The sequence below is a fragment of the uncultured Formosa sp. genome (genome assembly GCF_947500765.1).
Lineage (GTDB): Bacteria > Bacteroidota > Bacteroidia > Flavobacteriales > Flavobacteriaceae > Formosa.
Window position 1 is genome coordinate 86,374 of sequence record NZ_CANMTH010000003.1, and the last position, 24,956, is coordinate 111,329.

Consider the following 24,956-nt stretch of genomic DNA (forward strand, 5'->3'; position numbering starts at 1 on the left):
TAATTTATTGATAGGTAGTAATTTATGGTTTTGGCATCATCTTCACTATATAAAGAGTAGAAGTAATTAATTCAGTCAAAAAAATAGTATGATTTTAAATTATATAAAAATAGCATTCCGGACGTTACGTAAAAATAAAGGGTATAGCTTTCTGAATATTTTCGGATTAGCCATAGGAATTACGTGTGCCAGTTTAATCTTTCTATGGGTTGAAGATGAGTTGAGTTTTAATTCGGAATTTGAAAAACAAGATCAAGTGTATTACGTGCCAACGCATCAAGAATATGATGGAGAATGGCGAACGTTCAATTCTACACCAGGACCATTTGCGGAAGCTATGAAAACAGAAATTCCGGGAATTGTTAGGGCATCGCGTACCAAACATAGAGACTTTTTATTTGCGGTAAATGATAATGCCATTAATAGCGGTGGACGTTTTGTAGATGAAGATTTTATTGAAATTTTTAGTTTAAAGTTTGTAGAAGGAAATGCTAAAGACGCCTTTAAGAATCCGGAAGCAATCGTTATTACTAAAGCAACGGCAGAACAGCTTTATGGCGAAAACACCAAAGTATTAGGCAAAGTCTTAACCATAGACAATAAAGATCAATACCTCATAACTGGAGTGATTGAGAATTTTCCGAAAAACGTGACGTTTCCTATCAACTGGATTGCGCCATTTGAACGTTGGAGCAATGATAAAGAATGGACCAATGAATATGGTAGCTTCTTTGCAGATACCTTTGTAGCATTATCACCAGAAGCTGATTTTAATGCTGTTGATGCACAAGTAAGATATTTATTAGAGAAAAAAACAGGAGATAGTGACTCAAAAGCATTTTTACATTCTATAAAAGATTGGCATTTAAGAAATCATTTTGAGAATGGAAAGCAAGTTGGTGGACGCATCGCTTCGGTTAGATTATTTACCATTATTGCTTTAATTATCTTACTCATTGCGTGCATTAACTTCATGAATTTATCAACAGCACGAAGCGAAAAACGTGCGAACGAAGTCGGAGTTCGTAAAGCCATGGGCTCTGGTCGTACACGATTAATTTTTCAATTTATTTCAGAAGCTTTAATTCTCGCTTTTATGGCGACTACAGTGAGTGTTTTATTGCTCTTTATTTTATTGCCACAATTCAATTTACTTATAGAGAAAGATTTAGTTTTAGGATTGGAAAAACCATTACATATGGTCTTTTTGTTAGGAATTACATTGGTGTGCGGCATCTTCGCAGGACTGTATCCGGCTTTTTATCTATCCTCATTTAAACCTGTTGAGGTTTTAAAAGGACTAAAAGTTACTCAAGGTTCTGCAAATTATATTCGGAAAGGGCTCGTTGTTGGGCAGTTTACAATTTCAATCGTTTTTATCATTTGTACGATTCTCGTTTATCAACAACTTCAGCATATAAAAAATAGAGACTTAGGTTTTGATAAAGACCAATTGATTTCATTGAATGTCAATGGGACGATGATTGAAAAATTTGATGTCATCAAAGAAGATTTAATACATACAGGAGCGGTTTCAAGCGTCGGTTTAAATAATTCTGGGATTTTAAATGGAGGCAATAATGGTTCTAACTTAACATGGACAGGAGGCACAAACACAGAAGATGTCTTAATTTTCTTTAGATATGTCAGTTCCGATTTCTTGGAAACTGCGGGAATGGAAATCGTTGAAGGTCGTGGGTTTTATGAAAACATGGCAAAAGACAGTGCAAGTGTTTTAATTACAGAATCATTCGCTAAACTGATGGGACAAGGCAGTGCTATTGGTAAGAAGATAGATCGAGGAGATGTGTATACGGTTGTTGGCGTTGTAAAAGATTACCTCTTTGATGACATGTATGGACAAAGTGATCCTGTGCTATTTTTTAACTACCATGGTGAAGCGAGCTATATGTATTTAAAAACAAATCCTAAAATAGGAACTAGCGATGTGTTGTCTAAAATTGAAGCGGTAATGAAAAAACACAACCCAGCGTTTCCTTTTGAATACAGCTTTGTAGATGATGCTTTTAATGCCAAATTTAAAAGTGAACAGCTCGTTGGAAAGTTATCTCAACTCTTTGCTTTATTAGCCATTCTTATTTCGTGTTTGGGACTTTTTGGATTGGCGGCTTATACCGCAGAGCAGCGCAGTAAAGAAATTGGAGTTCGTAAAGTTTTAGGAGCAAGTGTTGCAGGCATCGTGAAATTATTATCTAAAGACTTTTTAATACTCGTTGGTCTTGCCATTGTAATTGCCATTCCTATGGCTTGGTATGTTATGGATAATTGGCTAGGGAATTATGCGTATCGCATAGAAATCAATTGGTGGATTTTTGTCATAGCAGGTGTTGTAGCTATTGTAATTGCGATGGTAACGGTAAGCTTTCAGGCTGTAAAAGCAGCATTGGCAAATCCTGTAGATAGTTTAAAAACAGAATAAAAATCAATCGTCATGATTAAAAATTATATTAAAATTGCATGGAGAAGTTTAAAGACCAATCGTCTGTTTTCGGCAGTGAATATTTTTGGACTTTCTATAGGTTTAGCAACCACATTACTACTTTTTGTATTCATACTGCATGAGCGTAGTTTTGATTCTATGTATGCTAATAAAGATCGCATTTTTCGAGTGCTTTTGCATACTACTGAAGAAGGCATAGAAACTTGGGCACAAGTACCATCTGCTTTAGGTCCAGAACTTACAGAACAGATTCCGAGCGCTGTTAAATCTGGTAGACTATTAAAGAATGATTATGGAGGAAATGCTTTTATTAAAGCAGGAGATAACATTCTTGTAGAGCATAAATTATTTTGGATAGATCCTTCTATATTGGATATGTTTGATGTGAAAACCCTCAGTGGAATAGGAGCAGAGGCACTAAATACTCCGAATAGTATATTACTATCTAAAAGTACTGCAGAGCGTTATTTTGGAACAGAAAATCCTTTAGGGAAAACCTTAACTGTAGATAATAGAAATACGTTTGAGGTTAAAGGTATATTTGAAGATTTTCCAGAACATAGTTCCTTGAATTTTAATGCCGTTGTTCCTTTTATGATGCGGCAAGAAGCTAAAAATCCAAGTTGGGGAAATGCAAGTTTTGAGACTTTTGTTATGCTTAATTCCGATACGCCAAACCTTAAGGATATAGAAAAAAAGCTTCAACATATAATAGATGTTAATATAGAAAAAGAAGCACAATGGTATACGTTTTCACTTCAACCCTTGGAGCGTATTCATTTATATTCTTCCGCTTATACTGATAGTTATTTAGAGAATTATGGAGACATCAGTCAAATAAAGAATCTTACAATTTTAGGCATTATAATTCTGATTATTGCGTGTATTAATTACATGAATTTAATTACGGCACGCTCTCAAAAAAAGGCAAAAGATGTTGGTGTAAATAAAACATTAGGAGCTTCAACAAAACAATTGATTTTAAGGTTTTATGTAGAAACCGGACTTATTACTGCTATCGCCATGTTATTGGGCGGTTTTCTTACCCTATTAATACTGCCAACGTTTAATACTATTGTAGGCAGAACACTAGATATATCTTCTTTATTCTCTTTAGAAATAATTGTATTCTTATTTATTATTTGGTTGATAACAACTCTTATTTCAGGTTCTTATCCTGCATTGTATTTGTCTCGTTTTTCACCTAAAGACGCTTTAAAGCCATCTTCTAATAAAGGAATAATGGCGAGTTTTATTAGAAAAGGATTAGTTGTGGTTCAGTTTTCTGCTTCCGTCGTTCTTATTGTGGCAGTACTTGTGGTGCGTGAGCAATTAGAATTTATTCAGAATAAAAACTTAGGATTTAATCCAGAGCATGTGATGGCTATTTCAACAACAGCTGTTCCAAATTTTGCAACTAAAAATACACTTGTAAATGCTTTTAAGAAATTGCCAAATGTATCTCTTGTTTCTAAAGCACAAGGATATCCAACGGCTAGTGTGAGTTTAAATAGTATTTATAAGCCCAATAGTGATGTGGGTATGAGTGTAAATACCAATTTAGCAGAACGTAATATTGTAGACATTTTACAATTAAAATTATTAGCAGGTCAGCGGTTACCAACGTATAAACAAGATGGCGATTCGCTAGTAGAGGTGCTCATTAATAAAACGGCAGTAGATTTTTTAGGATATACACCTGAAGAAGCAATTGGTAAAAAAGTGGAGACAAATCTTGGTAATAATAGCTATATCTATGGTGTGGTAGACGATTTTAATTTTGCATCGCTACACAAACCTATTGGTGCTTATGTGTTTCATAATGCGACTAACAGAGGGAACTATAATTTTTTATTAGTCAGATTTAAAAATGAAATATTAACTAAAACAGTTTCTGAATTTGAAAGCACTTTTAAAAGTATTGCTCCTAATTCTGCATTTCAATATTCCTTTGTAGATAAAAATTTAGAACACCTATATCAAAAAGAAAAACAGATGGCTACCGTTAGTCTGTTATTTTCAATTTTAGCCATAATAGTTGCTTGTCTAGGTTTGTTTGCATTAGCGGCGTATATGGCAGAACAACGTCAAAAAGAAATAGGAGTACGTAAAGTATTTGGCGCAAGTGTTCCAAAAATTGTACAACTGCTCTCCGTAGATTTTATGAAATTGATTTTGATTTCATTCGCAATAAGTTTTCCTATAGCCTTATACTTAATGAACAATTGGTTGCAGGATTTTGCATATCATATTAATATCAGTTGGAATGTGTTTTTAATCGCTGGCGGATTAGCATTAATAGTTACCTTTTTTACGGTAAGTTATCAAGCTATAAAAGCCGCTATTGCCAACCCCATACAAAGTTTAAGAACAGAATAAACAAAACAACAATCAAAATGAAGAATACTCTATTAAGTTTAAACGAAGCCACAAGAACAGTTAATTCTGGAAGCAATAAAGTGTATTTACTAGATCAAATTAATCTGAATGTTGAAGAAGGCGAATTCATCTCACTTATGGGACCTTCGGGTTCTGGTAAATCTACCTTGTTAAACTGTATTGGGATGTTAGATCATTTTACAGATGGAGGCTATACCTTTTTGGGAGAGCCTGTACATAGCATGAAAGAAAAAAACAGATCCAAATTGTATAAAGAGTATATCGGTTTTGTGTTTCAGGCTTATCATCTTATTGATGAATTAACGGTTTATGAAAACATTGAAACACCATTACTCTATAAAAATGTAAAATCTTCTGAACGCAAAGCGATGGTGGCAGATATGCTAGATCGTTTTAATATCGTTGGTAAAAAAGATTTATTCCCAATTCAATTAAGTGGAGGCCAACAACAATTGGTCGGCATTGCTAGAGCTTTAATCGGACAACCAAAATTGATTTTAGCAGACGAGCCAACAGGGAATTTAAACTCTAAGCAAAGTAAGGACATTATGGAATTGTTTGCTGAGTTAAATAAGGAAGGCGTTACCATAATTCAAGCCACACATTCTGAAAGTAATGCCGCTTATGGTTCGCGAATTATTAATCTGCTAGACGGAAAAATAGTATAGGTCTATAATAACATTTTCAAAATTGTTCCCCTTGATGGAATTTTAGGGGTGTTCTAAAAAACAAATCATGATACATAAACTTGTAATACTAATTATTCTTTATTTAATCAGTTGGGCAGGATTTGCTCAAAAAACATATACGTTAGACGACTGTATTGCTATTGCTTTAGAACACAATCTCGATTTAAAATCTACCCATTTACAAGCCAATTCTGCTAAAGTAAATTATAAACAATCTAAAGCTAATTTATTACCAAGTCTAAATGGAGATTTTAATTTGGGTGTTAATGATGGTCGAAGTATAGACCCATTTACTAACGATTATATAGACCAAGAGTTAACATATTCTAATTTAGGTTTAAGTTTAGATATGACTATTTTTAATGGTTTCCGGTTATTGAATTCTGCCAAACAGAATCGTTTAAATGCGCAAGCATCAGAATTAGAAACGGAAGCAGAGCGACAAGATTTAATATTAAATGTTACTCTAGCCTATTTACAAGTTTTAAATGCTAAAGATGTTTTAGATCTAGCACATACACGATTAGAAACAACAACACAGCAGCTTCAAATTCAAAAAGGATTTTTTGAAAGTGAATCTGGAAATCCTGCAGATTATGCCGATATTTTAGGACAAATAGCTAATGATGAAACAAGTATTTTAGTTTCCGAGAGTAGTTTAAATAGTGCGAAATTAAGTTTAATGATATTATTAAATTTAGAAACAAGTATTAATGTCGATGCAGAAAGTCTGATTCTAGGTTTTGAACCATATACATTATCTGTAGATGCCGTTTATAGAGAATCACTTCAAAATTTAGCCACATTTAAAGCTAAAGATTTACGTATTGAGGCCGCAAAAAAAGGTGTGAGTGTAGCTAAATCTCAGTTTACACCAGAAGTGTCTTTTTTTGGAGGCGTGTATACCAACCATTCTAGTGCTGCAGAATTTTATACCTCTACCGGTACAAGTTTGATTGAAACGGGAGATTTTGTAACGGTAGAAGGACAAGATTTGCCAGTAATTACAGAAGAAACGTCTTTCGTTTCTAAAACGATTAGTTATCGAGACCAGTTAGATAATAATTTAAATACAGCTGTAGGAATTGCTGTTAGTGTTCCTCTTTTTAATGGGTTTAAAGCAAAAAATAATGTGGCTTTAGAAAAAATTAAAGTTGAAGAATCTATTATAGAATTAGAACGTACGCATGTTTCTATTAAAAATGCAATTACTCAAGTGTATTTTGATATGGAAGCCGCTTATAAGCGTTATCAAAGTTTAGAAAAACAAGTGGAAGCCTATCAAGAATCCTATCGTATTAATGATATTAGGTTTAAAAATGGGGTGTCTAATTTCTTAAATTATATAACCAGTAAGAACAATTTAGACAATGCTAAAGTGAACCTTGCCAATGCAAAATATGAATATATATTGCGCGTTAAAGTTTTAGATTATTATAGAGGACATAGTGTGTTGAATTAATTTTTTATTCTGTATAAGTATTTAAAATCAGGAGATTGTAACAGTGTACTGAAGGTTAGAATGTATAATATGTTCTTATTTAGGTTTCAATATTTCAAGTAATTCACTAGAAGTATAATATTCAAAGACACGATTTTGTACAGTAAAATCTTGATTTAAAATAATAGTGGCTGGTAGAGAAAAAGGAAATCCCTCTCTAGAAGCTAGTAAGAGAGGAATTTCATGTATACCGTTACGTTGGGTAAGGGATTGTTTATTTGTAAATGTTACATTATCAAATACAATTGTATCTTGAGTTTCTACGTCCATTTTTACGGCATAATAATTAGTATTAATGATTTTTATAACAGTTGGTTTTGTAAAAATCTGGCGTGTTATCTTTTTGCAATACGCACACCATTTGGCATGAAAAAAGATAAAAATAGGTTTAGGGTTTTCTTTTAAGGCAATTTCTAATTCAGGAAAAGTTTTCCAATGAATCTCATCGTTATTTTGGGCTTTTATACCGTAATATTCTCCGAAAAAAATAAATATAAAAAGTAGAAATTTCATCATTGTATATTTGTTTTAAAAATCACCAAACTTGAAGCCAATAAAGATTGTTCTCGGTCTGTTTGGACCATAAATAAAAGTAGAATCACGTCCCGCACCAGCATCAAAATCATCTTGATAACTATTTAAAATATTCTGTATACCACCACTTATTTCGACATGAAAAGTGTTTATTGGATCAAAGTGATAGGTTAATTTTGTAGTCATATCAAAAAAAGCATCAGAATCTACAAGATCTACAAATCCAGAATCACTTATAACATGAGGCACTATCATTGATCCGGTATAACTACCCGTGACATCTAATCTTAAATCCTTAATAATTTCCCAATTAGAATTCACGAATCCATAAACGTTAGGTGAGCGTGCAAATTCATTTAAAATTACATCTTCTTCTCCTGGGTAACTTCCATCAGCTTCAAAAAACACTTGGTCTTCTTTATATATTGATTTTTGAAAGGTTACACCTGCTTGAAAAAACAATGATGAACTAGGCGAAACACTTAATTCTATATTGGTTCCGGTTACATAAGCGCCCTCTCCATTTCGTGATTCTTCTAAAATAGAACCATTAGATAAAGGAGTTCCTGTGCTTACAATGGTAAAAGGATTTTGTAGTGTGGTATAAAAACCTTCGACTAGAAAATTAGTTTGCGTTTTATTAAAATCTTTTGTAAAATTAAACGATGCGGTATAGGCATTCGAAAATTCACTTTCCAGATCATCGGAAAGGATGACAAAACTTTGCTCGCCACCTACAGATGCAATATGAAGATCTTCATTAAAAGCCTGTGGTGCACGGAAGCCTCTAGCATAACCACCTCTAAATTGAAGGGCTTTGTTAATATCGTATAGAATGGTTAATCGCGGACTTAATACAGTCTCAGTTACATCAGAAGACCGTTCGATATCTTCTATGGTATAATACCCATCTACATCTACATGATCCAGTCTAGCACCTACTAATGCCGTAAAACGTTCTGTGGGTTTCCATTCATATTGACCATAAAGCCCATAATTATTAACTTTTTGGTCTACCAAACGATTATATCCAGTGATAATGTCTTTGGTATCATTTAGTTGGTATTCTAGTCCAGTGGTAAGGACATCTTTATTTTTAAAGTGATGCGTGAATTTTGTTCCCGCAACAAAAGCAACATCTTTAGTTGTACCAAAGGCATTATTTGCTGCTGTAGAATCTGCTGCGGTTCGTCCGCCTCCTAATCCGCCATAATAACTATTGCGATTTGTATGTTGTACAGATGTATAGGCACTTAAAGAATTAGTACGCGCTTCGTTAAATAATTCGTAATCTATGCCTGTGAAAATAGTATTATGATCTAGTTGTTCGGTAACATCTGTAAATTGAGGAGAAAGGTCTAATCGGTCACCACCACGTCTAAATTCTTTAATTGCTGTAAAATCTACTCCAATTCTACTATTGTTATTGGGTTTTATAAATGCTTTTGCTCCAAGAGAATTGTTGGTTAGTTTAGTAATCTCACTAAAGCCATCGTCGTTAGCATCGTAAGCATCTCTATTGCGGTACATACCATAAACGGTGATACCGGTAGTTAAATCTTCATTAACTATAGATGCATTCATGTTAACGCTGCGGTCTGGTGTTTTTTCATCAATAAGCCCTAGATTAGAGCTTATCTCCCAAGTGTTATTTACAGGTTCTTTTGTAATTATGTTAACTGTACCTGCAATAGCATTAGAACCAAAGAGGGCAGAACCGCCACTTCGTACCACTTCTACACGGTCTATAATGCTTACCGGAATTTGTTCTAATCCGTATACACCGTTAAGCGCACTAAAAACAGGACGGCTATTTACCAATATTTGTGTGTATTGTCCTTCTAGTCCATTAAGGCGGACTTGTGTGAACCCACAGTTTTGACAGTTTGTTTCTACACGAACCCCTGGTTGGTAGTTTAATCCGTCTGCTAAAGAAATGGATTGTGTAGCTCTAAATAGTTTTGGGCTTAACACATTTACAATTACGGGAGCTTCTTTTTTGCTAATTCGGTTTCTTGTCGCACTCACAACTACTTGGTCTAAACCTAAAGCGTCTTCGGTGATATTAAAATTTATGGTTTGATTGACACCAGATTTTACTACCACCTTTTTATTTTGAGTACGATAGCCTTGATATTGTACTATAATGGTAATTTCTCCTTCAGGAACTGTTAAAGTGTATTTGCCATTAACATCGGCATCGATACCTTGTGTTCCAGATTTTACATAAATACTTGCAAATGCAATTGGTTTGCCTTCAGAAGAAATAGTTCCTGAAATGGTGGAGTTTGTTTGTTGTGCCGTGACGACAAAACTTATCAAAAAAATAAAGTAAAGTACTTTTTTCATTATTTCTAAATATATTTATTTGGTTAGCTAATTAATTAATTTAGTCTAATCTAATAATTAATTAAGTACTATGAAATATATTTTTACGTTTTGTTTAAAAATGATATTTGCGTGATCTGAAAAAATATTTAAAAGGATATTTTATTTGGAACAAGGCTAGGGGGGATTATAGAGTTGCCTTTCTGAATTATTATAAACAGAAATCGCATTTTTTGTAGAGATGGATATGTTGTTAATACATTATAAATAAAAAACAGAAGGCTATTCTTTTTTTAGAATAACCTTCTGTTTTAGTTAAAAAATATATAGATATGGGTGATAAGAAATATGAATATTCTTCTTTTTTTACATGGGTAACTTTAATGTATCTAATAAATCTTGGGCTTGAGCTTCGGTAATAATAATATCATTTTTTGCAAAATTAGCGACAAGATCTGTTGTACTTGGAGCAGGAGGTCCTGCAACTATAGTTACTAATTTTTCTAATGTCACCGTTATTCCAATTGTTTCAAGATATTTCACTCCAGGAGTAAAATTGGGGCTTCCGGGTGCATCATTTTCTTCAGGTTTTCCACCTGCTTCTTGCTGACCTCTTCTTGGTTGTCTACCATGATTTGTAATACCTTCAGGAAAAGAAACTACACGATCTGGATTAATACTATTAGAATCTCCATTTGGTGTTTTTGTTACATTACCACCACGAACTAAACGGACATGATGATAGAAGACTTCTATACCTGAGTGGTCAGAAACTTCTTCAGATTTAGTATCAAATACTATAGCTCCCGCACCATGTAAATCGTTCCCTTCCATGTCTACACAATATCCTGCAGAAAGAATCCAAGCGTATGTATATCCGGGGATAAAAGCGTCTTCTTCAGGATTAGTTTCAGCAGATTCATTATGAAACGCATCAATATAAGGATTGGTTGTACTTGACCAGTAGAACGGATAATCGGTCTGACCTTTTATGTTTTTTAGTTTACTAAGGTTGAATACGGTGGTATCCATAGCAGGAAATACTCCCGAATAATCTGCAATACTTTGTAATTCTTTAGCATTAGGTAAACGCCAATCGTTATAGCCTGCAACAGTAGCATTTTCGGCATATGCTAGAGCTTTTTTCCAGTTTATGGCTTCCCCATTATCATTTTTAGACCACATTAAGCCCGTAGCTTTATCGCTAACAGTTTCGTCTCCATTATCAACAAATTTATTAATGCCATAGGTTTTGTTTCCACGTACGGCACGTACAAACCGATTTCCACTCATGGCTTTAATATGTCCGGTCCAATCGTTTACAATAAACGCAGGTTCTCCTTCTAATTGTTGGTTTTGATATTCATCTTTTACTAAATAACGATTACTGGTCCATGAATGGTGTTGATTTTGTTCGCTACCGTCTCCAACTAAGTGAAAATAGTCTGTGTCAATCCATGGCCATCCTTGAGAAAAGTCTCTAATAGACCATAATTCTTTTACAGTGGGTAAACGCCAATCGTTATAGCCACCAGTTGTAAGTGTATCGCAATATTTTGAAGCTTCAGACCAAGACATTGCTTTTCTAGACACTTCTTGTGTCCAAATTAAGCCCGTAACATTATCTGTAATAACACCATTTTTACTATCTGTGTAGCTAGGTGTATTCCCTGTATATTGTGCATCTTGTCCATAGAATGCTTCACCTGCTTTGGGCGCCTCTATTTTATTATAATTATCATAAGTAAATCCTTGCTTTGTGTCTACAATCGGATAAGTAAGATCTGTGGTAGTACTAATTTCACTTTTGCAACTCACAAAAAGTAAAACGCTATACATTAAAATAAAATACTTAAAAAATTTTAATGTTAGTCCTAATTTCATAATTGGATATTTCATTAGATTTAAATAAATTAAGAGTTATTGCATAAAAAACATGTGTATTTGTCCATTTTTATCTGGAGATCTTTACATTTTTATTATGCTGTTAATTGATATAAAAATAACAGGAATACTTAAGTTGATAAACACTAATCTACGAGTTGGTTATTTTTATCACTGGATTTGTGTTTTATGAATACGAAGTTTAAATGGCGATGTTAGATTAGGTGTTTGTAATATGATTATTGATAATAAAATGAATGTTTTAGGCGCTAACTCTGACTTTTTTTTTAATTGGAAATACTGAAAATAATTAATGTGATTGAAGCTTTTTCGAGTTTTATAGATTTGTAGAAGTTTGCAATAGTTTATATAGTACTTACTCATTTAGGACTATTTTAGTGTTATTATAACCAAAAAAACAGACAGCAAATACGAATTCGTATTTGCTGTCTGTTTTAATATGCTATTTTCTACTTAAAATATTACATAAATATAAGTTGTGTAAGAATATATATAGGTAATAAAATGATTAATGAAAATTTAATCATGTAACCAAAGAAGCTAGGCATTTTAATACCGTGATCTTCTGCAATAGATTTTACCATAAAGTTCGGTCCATTTCCAATATATGTTAGGGCTCCAAAGAATACAGCACTAGTTGCAATGGCTTTTAATATCCCTTCGGCAACGTTTGCTACTATTGGTATATTTTCGGCTAGAGGTATACTAGAAGCTACACTATGAAAAGCTACAGCTGTAGGTGTGTTGTCTAAAAAGGCACTAAGTAACCCTGTAGCATAATAGAACTGCCAAGCTTCTGTAAGTCCCATATCTGGGGCATGTTGTCTAAGAAAAATTAGTGTTGGTGTCATGGTAATAAATATTCCAATAAACACAACAGCTACTTCAATTATAGGTCCCCAAGAAAATTTATTTTTCTCACGTGTAACTTGTGGTGTTGTAAAGTATGCGATTACGGTTAATGAAATTAGAATTAATTCACGTAAGTGCTTAAGCCAGAAAGGTGCATCTTCTTTTGCCATATCAGGAATCATATCGTGATTGATGAAAGCAACAGAAAAAATAACTCCTAATAAATAAATGAAATTTATTGCACCAGTAATACGGATGGGTTTAATTTCTGTAGCATCTGCAGCTAGATTAGCTTTAGGTTCTTTCTTATAATATTTAGAATCTACTATAAAGTATATAATAAGTAGGAGTGCCCCTGTAAAAGCCCACTCTGGGATTAGACTAAAAAACCAAGTAAAACTTGCACCTCTTAAATAAAGCATTAATAATGGTGGATCTCCAAGCGGTGTTAAAAGTCCTCCACAATTGGCTACAGCAGCAATAAAGAATAGAATAGTATGTACGCTGTATTTTCTTTGTTGGTTAATAGAAATTACAGGACGAATAAGTAACATGGCAGCACCTGTTGTACCCATAAAGGATGCTAAAAGATATCCGATACCTAAAAATAAAGTGTTTACCCAAGGTTTTGCTTTTATATCGCCACTAAGGTGAATACCTCCCGTAATTACAAATAATGATGTTAATAACACTATAAAAGGAAAGTAATCTCCAAGAATTTGTTCTTTTAGATGATCGGTAAGCCCCATGCTTACTAAATAATACATTGTTGGGATACTCAGCACTGCTGAAACCAATAATTTATTTCGATTATTTTCCCACCATTCTTCAGCAATGAGTGGGCCTACGGCTATTGCTAATAAAATAATAAAGAAAGGAATTGAAGGCCAAAGAGGGATTTGTTGTACTAATTCGGTACTAGTATGCATTAACAACATGACATGAATTTTTGAAGGGTGTTTTGGAGTATCTAATTTAAAAAAATTTAATGAATAAGACTCCTAATTTTTTTTCGTTTAATTTTTAATTTTTTGTTCTAAATAAAGCAGTAAATCTTACATAATAATCAGTTTTAAGCAAATTAAAGTATAATAAAAGTTTATATTCATGATAAAAATCAGGAAATGATTAATATTGTTAATTATGGAATTGTTAAAATATAATCAAGATATTTAATTTTAAATCAAGTATTAGCTCAATTAAGTTAATTTTAATAGTGTTTAAGTCCTTCTGAAATTTTACAAAAACATAATTTTGGTTATGGACTATAAAGAATATGATGTTTTCGTAATTGGGAGTGGAGTTGCTGGTCGTTATGTTGCAAAAACCTGCTCTGAAGCAGGTTTGACAGTAGCTATAGCCGATAATCGTGAATTTGGAGGGACTTGTGCAAATAGAGGTTGCGATCCTAAAAAAATAATATTAGGACCAACTGAGGTTTTTGATCTTGCCGAAAATTTAATCGGAAAAGGAATTTCTGCATTACCTGAATTACATTGGAATGCAAATCAGAAATTCAAGAAAAAATTTACAGAAAAAATTCCTGCAGGAACTGAAAATATTTTAACAGACTCAGGCGTTACCTTATATCATCAGTCACCTAAATTTTTAGGAAAGCATACTCTATCGGTAGAAGGAAAAACAGTTGTCGCTAAAAAAATAGTTATAGCTACAGGGCAAATTCCAAGAATATTACAAATGGAAGGTGCTCATTATCTTAAAACTAGTGACGATTTTCTTAAATTAAAATCACTACCTAAATCTATGATATTTATTGGTGCAGGGTATATCGGATTAGAATGCGCACATATGGCGGCAAGATATGGTTGTAAAGTGACCATTATTGAGCATGGGAGTCGTGCCTTAAAAGCATTTGATCCTGATTTAACTTCTGAATTGGTAAATGTTTCTAAAAAGTTAGGTATTCAATTTATTTTTAATGCTGAAATTTCAAGTATAGATAAACGTGTTAAAAATTATAGTGTAAATTATAAAACAGGAACAGATACTGCATCTGTAACAGCCCGTATGGTTTTTAATACCGCAGGGCGTGTGCCAGCAATTCAAGAACTTTCACTAGAGCATGGTGATGTTGCTTTTTCTGAACGGGGGATTAGCGTTAATACTTATTTACAAAATACAACGAATGAAGATGTGTATGCTTGTGGAGATGTTTCAGACCATAGTGTGCCTTTAACACCTCTTTCAGGTATTGAAGCTAAAGTGGTTTCTGAAAATATAATTGATGGAAACCGAAAGCATATTGATATTCCTAACGTGCCCTCTGTAGTCTTTACTTTACCAAATCTGGCATCAGTAGGGCTCTCTGAGGCAGAAGCTAAGAAAAGATATAACGATGTTATTGTTAAGCATGAATTAGTGCCTGATTGGTACAATGCTAAGCGTATTAATGAGAAGACATACGGATATAAAATTATAATTAATGCAGGTACCAATCGCATTGTTGGCGCTCACCTTTTAGGTCCTTATACCGCAGAAACGATTAATTTATTCACAATAGCCATAAACTTAAAACTGACTACTGAAGCTGTAAAAAACATGATTTTTACTTATCCTTCGTGGTCGAATGATATTAAATCTATGTTATAAGTTAAAATGAAGTGTTGATTTATTAAAGCGTTCATTTATTAAAGCGTTCATGTTTTGTTGTTAAAAACACGTAGATTTTATTCTGTATTACTACAGTTAATGATTGTTATTTTTTTACAATTAATCTCATATTCATAATATCTATGGTAATGATTTCACCAATCCAATCTATACCCATAATTCCTTCGTGAATTAATCCTGTTATAAATTGGGCATTAAAATTTTTAATTTCAGATGTGTCTTCTGCATTACTTAATTTATCTACTTTGGTAAAGTAAAAGGTATTGCTATGTTCTGGATTAAACATACTTTTTCTAATCTCTGTTTTGACTTTTAAAGTATCAATATTAAGATTTTCCATGTAACGCGAATTAAACCTATACACGCCAAAACCTGCTCCGCTATCTAAATTTACTAATAGAGAAAGTGTATCGTTCAATTTTATATCTGCAGCAATACCAATTGTAATTTCTTTGTCATAATGCACTTTTATAGGCATTTCGAAATCTGACTCTTTAATTCTATTATTTAGCGATTTTTTGCTTTCTACAATTAGTTGTTTGTTTTTAAAATCGATAGTTATTGGCGTCTCTATAAATGGTGTTAAAGAAATTAATCCATCTATTGGGATGTCTAAATCATACACCGAGTATAAGTCTTTTTCAAATTTAAATTCACCAATTTCAAGTAATTTTGCATTCCATATATCGGTCATTATTGCTTCACCTGTAGCTCTATGTCCTGTATGAAAATGATGTGTTTTTTCTAAATTAGGAATTTTATCTGCGAATTTTTTTAATAAGAGATTCATCCCTGCACCTGTGTCAAATATAAACTTACCTTCAACGTTATTTACTTTAGCTGTTATGAGTATATGACCATTTGGTGTTAAATCGAAAGGGATAATTATTGGCTCATTTTGGTTTTGTGCATAGCTAAGTGTAGAAATTAATATTATAAGCGTTATAATAATTTTATGCATTATACTATTTAAATTTACGTTTATCGTCTTTAAGACGATAGTGTTGTTGTTTTGTTTCTTTGTATTTAAAAATAGGTGTTTATCAACGTTTAATTTTATTCTAATTACTAAATATTTTTATGATATCTACACCGATTACTATTTTAATTACTCCAACGGACTAAAGTTTTTTAAGATCTCGTTAACTCTATTTTTTTATTTCATTCGCTTCTAGAACTCTTAAGAAATTGCCTCCAAGAATTTTAACGATGTCTTCTTCTGAATATCCTTTTTCTACTAGAGCCTTAGTGATTAAAGGGTATCCGGTAACATCGTCTAATTGTAATGGTGTGGTATTAATTCCATCAAAGTCAGATCCTAGTCCAACGTAATCTACACCAACCAATGCAACTATATAATTTATATGATCTATTAATATAGATAATGGTGGTCTGATTTGATCTGCTTCGTCTTTATATTTTTTATATAGGTAATCTTGCATATACCATTCATCCATTCCGCTTTTTATAAGAGAATCTCCTTCAATAGCGTGCTTTTCAAGAAATGCTTTTTCTTTTGGTTTAAAACTGTTATCTATAAAATTAGGATGAAAATTTACCATAATTGTTCCTCCATTTTTTGCAATAGCTTTTATTTGATCGTCTTTTAGATTACGACGACTAGATGTAAGGCTGTATACCGAACTGTGAGATGCAATTATAGGTTTGTTGGTAAGCTTAATTACATCCCAAAATGTTTGTTCTCCAGAGTGACTTACATCAATCATCATTCCTAAGTCATTCATTTTTTTTATCACTTGTACACCAAAATCTGTTAGGCCTTTTTCTTCTAAATCTGGATGTGTTGTTTCATCTGCCGCACTAGTAGCCCAAGCTGGAGCTGCGTTATGTGTTAAAGATAAATATCTGGCACCACGATTATAAAGTGCTTCTAATTTTTCAAGATCACCTTCTATCATGTGTCCACCTTCTACACCAAACATGGCTGCAATTTTATGTTCATTTACCGCTTTTAAAAGCTCTTCCGAGTTCGCTACTTTTGCAATTTTATTTGGATTTCTTGCAACTACAGCGTCTAGACTGTCCATTTCTCTGTTAGCAACAGCATAGGCGTTTTCTGTATTACCATCACAATACACAGAGAATATTTGAACATCTAAACCTCCTGTTTTCCAACGCTCTAAATCGCTATGTGTTTTTCCGGTTAAATCTTGATCTAGAACGACACCTTGGTCTACCGTTTTCATTAGAATATCGTTGTGTGTATCTATTACAATAGCATCATTATGAATCTCTAAATATGTTTTAGTTTTAGTTTTTTTTTCTGAAGGAGATTTACATGCTGATAGTAAAAGAAGTAGGATTACTAAATATTTCATAGTATATAATTTATAATTTAGGTGTTAAATATTTCGATTTAAAACATGGTTATAGGCTTAAGAGTGAGAATATATAACATGTTTTACGATTTAAAGATAAAATAAAAGTTACCTTATTATATAATTTGATTGTTTTTTTTTGAAGTACCAATGGTTAGTCTAAGCCTTGATTTTACGAATACACTACGTATTAACTAAAGGTGTTTTATGTAATTAAAATAGAATCAATTGTTTAGAAAATTTTATGCTTCTTTATTAATTTTATTCTAAAGTTCTACATTATTAAATTAGTGATTTACATTTTTATGATTTGGTCTAAACCTCTATTAAGATTTAAAATAACAGACCATTTTACCAATTTTAAATAAAAAAGCCTCAAGAAATAGTTGCTTTTTCTTGAGGCTTTTTTATAAATTAAGGTTGTGGTTATTTTTTAAACAGCCCAGTTTTTATAATGTCTTTATCTGTTGCGTTTGATGTATTATCAGTAGTTGTTCTATAGGTAGATTTAGGTGTTAAAACAGATATGTCTCCATCTTCATCTATTATTAAAGAGGTTGGTGTTAATTCTGTAATCTTTACAATACCATCAGAATCTTCTCCTTTATCCCATGAATAATAAAGTTCTGTTTGTTTATTATTAGACCAATACCACTTTGCTAAGCCACCTTCATTTTCGCTTAAAGGGCTTGTGTAAGTTACAAAATATGTCCCTGCTCTAGAGAAGATCACTGTCAAATCATCTACTGTTCCAATTACATTTTCTCCGTTAAAAGTTTCCATTTGCCAAGTTCTACAAAGTAAATCTGTGTTTGTAGAATTTTCAAATTCTGCATTCTTGTAAGCTTTAATTTCAATTTCACTTTCAGGATTATTTGTTAATGCAATAGAGAAATTTATAGAATCTTCATCAATATCTGATATTAAAAGTGTTCCAAAGTCTGAAAGTATAACAGTACTAGCATCAATAAGATTATAGGTTCCGAAAAGAATGGTTTCGGTATCTGTAGTTCTTTCTTCTTCCGTGTTTTTTACAATAATATAATTTCCACTCTCATTAAATTCAAAAGATTCATATTCACTTGAATTACTAACAATCCATTTTGAATTTATAGATACATCTTCAGAGGTTTCTTCATCATTGTTATTATCACTATCACATCCTGTTATTAATATTAATGTAAAAAGTGTTAATAGAATTTGACTAATTTTTTTCATTTTAAAATATTGTAGTTAATTAATTTATAAAATGGTAATTATAACATTTTATATGTTTATTTATTAATAATTAGAGGTTGTAAATGTAAAATAAATTAACAAATATAATTTAATAGAGTATTGTGTTTTTAAATAAACATTAGGATGTTTTTTTATCATAAAAACTAGTGTAAATAACAGATAAAGAGTTTTTTTTTGTTAAAATAAGTGTTTAGTATATCATTTTTATTCAATTATTTTGAGAAATACTAAACAATAACTAAAGTTATATTTTTAATGTAGCTTAAAGTTGTAAAATTGTTATGACTTTAAATACAAGATTTTTGTTGAAAATATTATACTGTAAAGCTGTTTTAAAGGATGTAAAGCAGCCGTGTGCTGAATAAAAATATTGTATTCCGTTAAATAGGTTAAGTTTGTAATCCAATAATAATTCTAAACCGACTTAAAATGAAAAGAATAATTTTACTTTTAGCCGTTAGCTTAACTCTTTTTTCTTGTAAAAATGAATCTAAAATTGTAGACGTGAGTGTTGAAGACACTAAACCTGGAATTACTTATTCTACTTTTGGAAAAGAAATAAACGATACCGATGTCTTAACTTCTGAAGACATGATGAAACATTATAAAGACTTAAAAGTAGGAGATACTATTAACTCTAAACTGAAAGGAAAAATTATTGAAGTTTGTCCTAAAAAAGGATGTTGGATGACATTAGATGTTGATGGAGAAAAACCTGTTATGGTTAAATTTAAAGATTACGCTTTTTTTATGCCATTAAAAGCAAAAGGAGATGTTGTTGTTAACGGCATTGCATTTGTAACAGAAACTCCAGTAGAAGAATTAAGACATTATGCCGAAGATGCTGGTAAATCTGCAGAAGAAATTGCAGCGATTACAGTTCCTAAATTAGAATATCGTTTTGAAGCAGATGGTGTTTTACTTAGAGAATAATTGATTATAGTTTCTGGTATGTTTATATTGATACATTTTCGTTTTTAAAAATGAAGTGGTAAGTTACATCTAATCTTTTAGAGATACTTTAGATTTCATTTAGAATTGCATTTTAGTTTTATGTCCTTTTAATTTAGATTATGAAATATTTAATAGCAGAAGATGAAGTTGATTTACGTCAATCTATTGTAGATTATTTGGAGCGTGATGGAAATATTTGTGAAATCGCTTCAGATTTTTTTGAAGCTGAAGAAAAAGTTTCGCTCTACGATTACGACATCATTATTTTAGATATAAATCTTAAAACAGGTAGTGGTATAGATGTTCTTAAGTCTTTGAAAAAAGATAAGAAACGTGCTGGTGTTATTATCATTTCAGCAAATAACTCATTAACCGATAAATTAGAGGGGTTAGATCTAGGCGCAGACGATTATATAACAAAACCCTTCCATTTAGCCGAACTTAATTCAAGAATAAATGCTGTACTTCGTCGCGGTAAATTTGGAGGTGATGAGTCTATAACTTTCAATGAAATTTCTTTAGACACAAAATCTAAAACCGCAACTATTAATGGTAAAGCGATGGCTTTAACCCGAAAAGAATACGAATTATTGTTGTTTTTTATATCAAATAAAGGGCGTGTACTTTCTAAAGAAATTATTGCTGAGCATCTATGGGGAGATAATAGTGACCTATTAGATAATTTTGATTTTATTTATGTGCATATTAATAACTTAAGAAAAAAACTAACTGCACAGGGTGCCAAATATATTAAGACAGCTTACGGCACAGGATATAAATTTTTAGAGGAATAAAACGGTGATAAAAAAGGAAAGACTTATTGCTAAAACGTCTAAAACGTTTCTTAGAGCAGCTGTGTTTTTAACGGTTTTAAGTACGCTTATACTTTATTTTTATACTAAAAATTTACTAAGGTCTGAAGTTGAAGAATCTTTATACACTACAGAATTTAGAGTTATATATGCATTACAGCAAGGTGAAGCAGAGTTTTCGTTACCTCCAATTACAGATGTAAAAGTTGTAGACCGCTTAGGTCCAGAAGTGTTAAAAGACACAATTATTTATGATCCTTCACAAGATGAAATGGAATTGTTTCGAGAATTATCTACTTATAGACGTATAAATAATAAAAACTATAAAATTACTGTTAGAAATCTAGGTGTAGAATATGAAGTTATTTTAATTGCCATAATGGGCTATAATATTGTAATTTTTATATTTGCTTTTTTATTTTTATTCTATATTTCAAGATCAAGAAATATGAAAACTTGGGAACCTTTTTTTTATAATTTAGAAGAAATGAAGCGATTCTCTCTGTTAAAAAACGAGCCTATTAATCTTGTAGATAGTGACATTATTGAGTTTTCAGAGTTAAAAGAAGAACTTGTCCATCTTTCGGATAAGGTAAAATTTGATTATGAAAATTTAAAACAATTTACAGAAAATGTGTCTCATGAGTTGCAAACACCTTTAGCAATTATTCAAGCTAAGATTGAGAACATAATCAATCAATCTGATATTAATAATAAGCAGTTTCAACAAATTACATCCATTCAAAAAGATATTCAGCGTTTAAAACAATTAAATAAACGTCTCACTTTACTTACTAAAATAGAAAATAATCAATTTGTTAATGTCGAACATATAAACATTACAGTCTTAGTAGGCTGTACTATTGAAAATTTTAAAGAATTAACTGAGAGTGATTTTTCTTTTATTGCAGATAAAGAATTAGTGGTTTCAATGGATTCTTATTTAGCCGAAGTATTATGTAATAATTTAATATCTAATGCGGTAAGATATAATAAAGATAATAATTCTATAGCAATCACTATTAAACACAATGTATTAACTGTTTCTAATTATGGAAATCAAGAATTAATGCATCCAGATCATTTGTTTAAACGGTTTTATCGTGAAAAAAATTATAATAATTCCATGGGCTTAGGTTTAGCAATCGCCAAGAAAATATGTGATTTGTATGGATTTCAAATTCATTATACATTTAAAGATAATCTACATCAATTCTCTGTAATTTTTTAAACGATTTAAATTCAACTTTAGTTTTTCTTTAGAATTGGTAAGTAGTTTTACACCTATAAATTAATATATGATTAATGAATAGGTTATTTCCACAAAGATTTGCACTTTTAAAAGTGTTCATCATTTTATTTTTATCAGCATCTTTTATTGTAAGATGTTCCTTTTTTGTATGGAACTTTTCAGAAGTAAGTGCAAGTCTTTTCGATTTCGTTCTCACATTTATAATAGGATTCCTATTTGATGTTGCAACCCTCTCTTTTTTTTTAATTCCATATTTAGTCTATTTACTTGTCTTGCCTCAAAAATGGACAGGATCATTATTGGATAGAATACTTACATATTTCGGGTTTTCTATAACGGTACTTATTATGTTTTTTTCCTTCTTCGGAGAAATTACATTTTGGGATGAATTTCAACGACGTTTCAATTTTATCGCTGTAGATTATCTTATTTACACCTACGAAGTTGTTAAGAATATTAATGAATCATATCCGCTTCCCTTACTAATATCTGGAATGTTAATCCTTGTTGCCTCTAGTGTTTTTATTAGTTATAGAACAGGTAGTTTTCAACAATCATTTACTAATAAAATAGCTTTTAAAATTAAAATTATTGCAGCTGTTCCTTGGTTTTTTATTGCTATTATATCAGGTATTTTTATAACAAATAAACAAGCGGATTGGTCTGTAAATAGATACAATAATGAACTGTCTAAAGCTGGAGTATATTCCTTTTTTGCAGCCTTTAGAAATAACGAATTACCATATAACGAATTTTATAAATCTATTTCTAAAGAGGACGCTTATCTATTTGTAAAATCAGATTTTAAAACTTTAGGCGATCGTTTAATTCACCCCAATACACCTAGTATTTACAGAACAGTAACTTCAAAAACAGATTCAATTAAGCCAATAAAACCAAATGTAATTTTTATTTGTGTAGAAAGTTTAAGTGCACGTTTTATGAAGACTTTTGGTAATGAAGATAATATTACACAACATCTAGATAGTTTGGTAGGTGAGAGTTTGTTTTTTAAAAACCTTTATGCTACAGGAACACGTACCGTTCGTGGTATGGAAGCCATAACGCTATCTATTCCGCCTTCTCCAGGGCGAAGTATTGTGAAGCGTAAACAGAATAAGGGACTTTTTACAATAGGAGAAGTTTTTAAACAGCAAGGATATAGCCGCACGTTTTTTTATGGTGGCGACGGATATTTTGATAATATGAACACCTATTTTGGAAGTAACGGTTTTAATATTGTAGATAGAGGGCGTGGTTTTTTGTTAGATAATACTTTCTCGGTTAAGCGTACAAATATTGAAGATAATGAAATCACTTTTGAAAATGCTTGGGGGGTTTGCGATATGGATATTTATAATAAAGTACTTAAAGAAGCCGATAATGAATATGAAGAAGGGCGACCTTTTTTTAATTTTGTAATGACAACCTCTAATCACAAACCTTATAGTTATCCAGAAGGTAAAATTAATATTCCTTCTAATACAAGCAGAAATGGAGCCGTTAAATATACTGATTATGCTATCGCAGAATTCTTAAAACTTGCTAAAGAAAAACCATGGTTTAGTACTACTGTTTTTGTTATTATGAGTGATCATTGTGCTAGTAGTGCGGGGCGTTGGGAGCTAGATATAGACAATTACCATATTCCTGCGTTCATTTATAATTTACCACAAACAGAGGCTCGTATTGTAGAAGCTCAATGCTCTCAAATAGATTTGTTTCCAACATTGTTTTCTTTGTTTCATTGGGATTATAACTCTAATTTTTTTGGTCAAGATATATTACATATGAAAGCCGAAGATGAGCGTGCTTTTGTTGGGAATTATCGAAAATTAGGTTATTTAAAAGCAGATAAGGTGATGATTTTAGACGAACAATCTAACGCAAATTTTTATAAGTGGAATACGGCAGATAATAGTTTAAGTACACTTCCTATTGATGCCCAATTTCTACAAAAATCTATTTCTTTTTATGAAGTTGCCGATGATTTGTATAGGACTGGTGGATTAAAATTAAATACAACCAAATGATTCACATCCACTTTATAGTGAATCCTATTTCTGGGCAAGGTAATTATGGGTTCGAGAATATTAATTTAGATGATTTTTTTGAAAAAATCTATTATAATATTACCGTAAAATATTCAGAATTTAAAGGGCATGCTATCTGTTTAGCAAAAGCATCTATATCTGAAAAAGCTGATGTTGTTGTTGCATGTGGAGGAGATGGAACGATAAACGAAATAGCATCTGTTTTGGTAGATAGCGGCATTTCTTTAGGTATAATTCCGCTAGGATCAGGAAATGGCTTAGCTTCAAACCTTAAAATACCGCAAGACATTGTAAAAGCATTAGGTGTTATTAAAAAAAATACTAAAACAAAAATAGATGTGGGATGTATTAATCAATTCTATTTTTTTAGTAATTCTGGATTTGGGTTTGATGCCAAAGTAATTAGTCATTATGAAGCATCAAAAAAAAGAACATTGTATGCTTATTTAAGTGCAACATTTAAATCGTTTTTACAGTCTAATTCCAATACAATAACAATTGATGTTAATGGAAAAAAGACAATCGAAAATCCATTTTTAATATTTATTTCAAATTCAAATAAGTTAGGTTACAATATGAGTTTAACACCAAAAGCATCATTAGAAGATGGCTTGTTAGATGTTATAATTGTGCCTACAATTAGCACCTTTAAAATGGTGGTATTTGGAGCATTAATGCTTTTAAAAAAAATTGAATGGATGAAAGAAGTTAAAGGGTTTCAAACCAAAATTTTAACTTTAAAATTAAAGTCAGGCGATGTCTTTGAATCTCAGGTCGATGGAGAATTATTAAGTATAAGAGGCAAATCGGTTGTTATTTCATTAAAAGAAAAAGCACTTACAGTGATTGTGTAACGCTTTTAAACTTGTCTGGGCAAAACGTTTCTGTAGATTCTATATTAAAACAAAAATCAACTAAATTTAAATTTGAAGTATTAATTAATCATACTACGCTTATTGGTTATGGAATAATAGGTTTAGAGAGTCTCATACCATAAAAAATATT

At 31.6% G+C, this 24,956-nt stretch carries 17 protein-coding genes; 10 read left to right on the forward strand and 7 right to left on the reverse strand.

The features are described 5' to 3' along the window. Positions 1-88 precede the first annotated feature (88 nt). The 4 genes from Q1B05_RS06640 (at position 89) to Q1B05_RS06655 (ending at position 7,012) form a co-directional block, all read left to right on the forward strand. A complete protein-coding gene (locus tag Q1B05_RS06640; RefSeq protein ID WP_299778905.1) occupies positions 89-2,440 on the forward strand; it encodes an ABC transporter permease in 2,352 nt (783 codons plus the stop codon). A 12-nt stretch (positions 2,441-2,452) separates the two neighbouring features. Next, positions 2,453-4,840 carry an ABC transporter permease gene (locus Q1B05_RS06645; RefSeq protein WP_299778907.1) on the forward strand — a complete coding sequence of 796 codons (2,388 nt, stop codon included), beginning with the start codon at positions 2,453-2,455 and terminating at the stop codon, positions 4,838-4,840. Between the two features lie 17 nt (positions 4,841-4,857). Beyond that, positions 4,858-5,529 (forward strand): ABC transporter ATP-binding protein, encoded by a 672-nt coding sequence (locus tag Q1B05_RS06650; protein ID WP_299778908.1) that lies wholly within the window; start codon positions 4,858-4,860, stop codon positions 5,527-5,529. A gap of 67 nt (positions 5,530-5,596) precedes the next feature. Next, complete coding sequence (locus Q1B05_RS06655; protein ID WP_299778910.1) at positions 5,597-7,012, forward strand: TolC family protein; 1,416 nt, start codon at positions 5,597-5,599, stop codon at positions 7,010-7,012. Positions 7,013-7,087: 75 nt separating this feature from the next. On the opposite strand, the gene Q1B05_RS06660 is transcribed toward Q1B05_RS06655, so the two are convergent. From Q1B05_RS06660 to Q1B05_RS06675, 4 genes are all read right to left on the reverse strand, one after another. Next, positions 7,088-7,567, reverse strand: a complete 480-nt coding sequence (locus Q1B05_RS06660; protein ID WP_299778912.1) for a thioredoxin family protein — start codon at positions 7,565-7,567, stop codon at positions 7,088-7,090. Positions 7,568-7,579: 12 nt separating this feature from the next. Beyond that, positions 7,580-9,934 (reverse strand): TonB-dependent receptor, encoded by a 2,355-nt coding sequence (locus tag Q1B05_RS06665; RefSeq protein WP_299778914.1) that lies wholly within the window; start codon positions 9,932-9,934, stop codon positions 7,580-7,582. A 345-nt stretch (positions 9,935-10,279) separates the two neighbouring features. Continuing rightward, on the reverse strand, positions 10,280-11,797 hold the full coding sequence (locus tag Q1B05_RS06670; protein ID WP_299778916.1) for a DUF1566 domain-containing protein: 1,518 nt from the start codon (positions 11,795-11,797) through the stop codon (positions 10,280-10,282). Between the two features lie 482 nt (positions 11,798-12,279). Then, positions 12,280-13,608 carry a sodium:proton antiporter gene (locus Q1B05_RS06675; protein ID WP_299778918.1) on the reverse strand — a complete coding sequence of 443 codons (1,329 nt, stop codon included), beginning with the start codon at positions 13,606-13,608 and terminating at the stop codon, positions 12,280-12,282. Between the two features lie 322 nt (positions 13,609-13,930). Here Q1B05_RS06675 and Q1B05_RS06680 point away from each other — a divergent pair, with 322 nt between their 5' ends. Then, the gene (locus Q1B05_RS06680) at positions 13,931-15,280 is read left to right on the forward strand and encodes an NAD(P)/FAD-dependent oxidoreductase (RefSeq protein WP_299778920.1); all 1,350 of its coding nucleotides are present in this window, start codon (positions 13,931-13,933) and stop codon (positions 15,278-15,280) included. A 106-nt stretch (positions 15,281-15,386) separates the two neighbouring features. Here the strand turns inward: Q1B05_RS06680 and Q1B05_RS06685 are convergent, their stop codons facing one another. The 3 genes from Q1B05_RS06685 to Q1B05_RS06695 all read right to left on the reverse strand — a co-directional run bounded on the left by Q1B05_RS06685 (position 15,387) and on the right by Q1B05_RS06695 (position 18,858). Then, positions 15,387-16,262, reverse strand: a complete 876-nt coding sequence (locus Q1B05_RS06685; RefSeq protein ID WP_299778922.1) for a retropepsin-like aspartic protease — start codon at positions 16,260-16,262, stop codon at positions 15,387-15,389. Positions 16,263-16,449: 187 nt separating this feature from the next. Then, positions 16,450-17,640: a dipeptidase gene (locus tag Q1B05_RS06690; protein ID WP_299778924.1), complete on the reverse strand. Its 1,191-nt coding sequence runs from the start codon at positions 17,638-17,640 to the stop codon at positions 16,450-16,452. Positions 17,641-18,066: 426 nt separating this feature from the next. Further along, entirely contained in the window at positions 18,067-18,858 is a 792-nt protein-coding gene (locus Q1B05_RS06695; RefSeq protein ID WP_299778926.1) for a hypothetical protein, read from the reverse strand. 450 nt (positions 18,859-19,308) lie between these two features. Between Q1B05_RS06695 and Q1B05_RS06700 the strand changes: the two genes are divergently transcribed. From Q1B05_RS06700 to Q1B05_RS06720, 5 genes are all read left to right on the forward strand, one after another. Continuing rightward, on the forward strand, positions 19,309-19,812 hold the full coding sequence (locus Q1B05_RS06700; RefSeq protein WP_299778928.1) for a DUF4920 domain-containing protein: 504 nt from the start codon (positions 19,309-19,311) through the stop codon (positions 19,810-19,812). 140 nt (positions 19,813-19,952) lie between these two features. Continuing rightward, on the forward strand, positions 19,953-20,627 hold the full coding sequence (locus Q1B05_RS06705; RefSeq protein ID WP_299778930.1) for a response regulator transcription factor: 675 nt from the start codon (positions 19,953-19,955) through the stop codon (positions 20,625-20,627). 4 nt (positions 20,628-20,631) lie between these two features. Beyond that, positions 20,632-21,876: a HAMP domain-containing sensor histidine kinase gene (locus tag Q1B05_RS06710; protein WP_299778932.1), complete on the forward strand. Its 1,245-nt coding sequence runs from the start codon at positions 20,632-20,634 to the stop codon at positions 21,874-21,876. 74 nt (positions 21,877-21,950) lie between these two features. After that, on the forward strand, positions 21,951-23,930 hold the full coding sequence (locus tag Q1B05_RS06715) for an LTA synthase family protein (RefSeq protein ID WP_299778934.1): 1,980 nt from the start codon (positions 21,951-21,953) through the stop codon (positions 23,928-23,930). Next, positions 23,927-24,805, forward strand: coding sequence for a diacylglycerol kinase family protein (locus Q1B05_RS06720; protein WP_299778936.1), 879 nt, complete (start codon positions 23,927-23,929; stop codon positions 24,803-24,805). Before Q1B05_RS06715 ends, Q1B05_RS06720 begins: the two co-directional genes overlap by 4 nt. Positions 24,806-24,956: the final 151 nt, after the last annotated feature.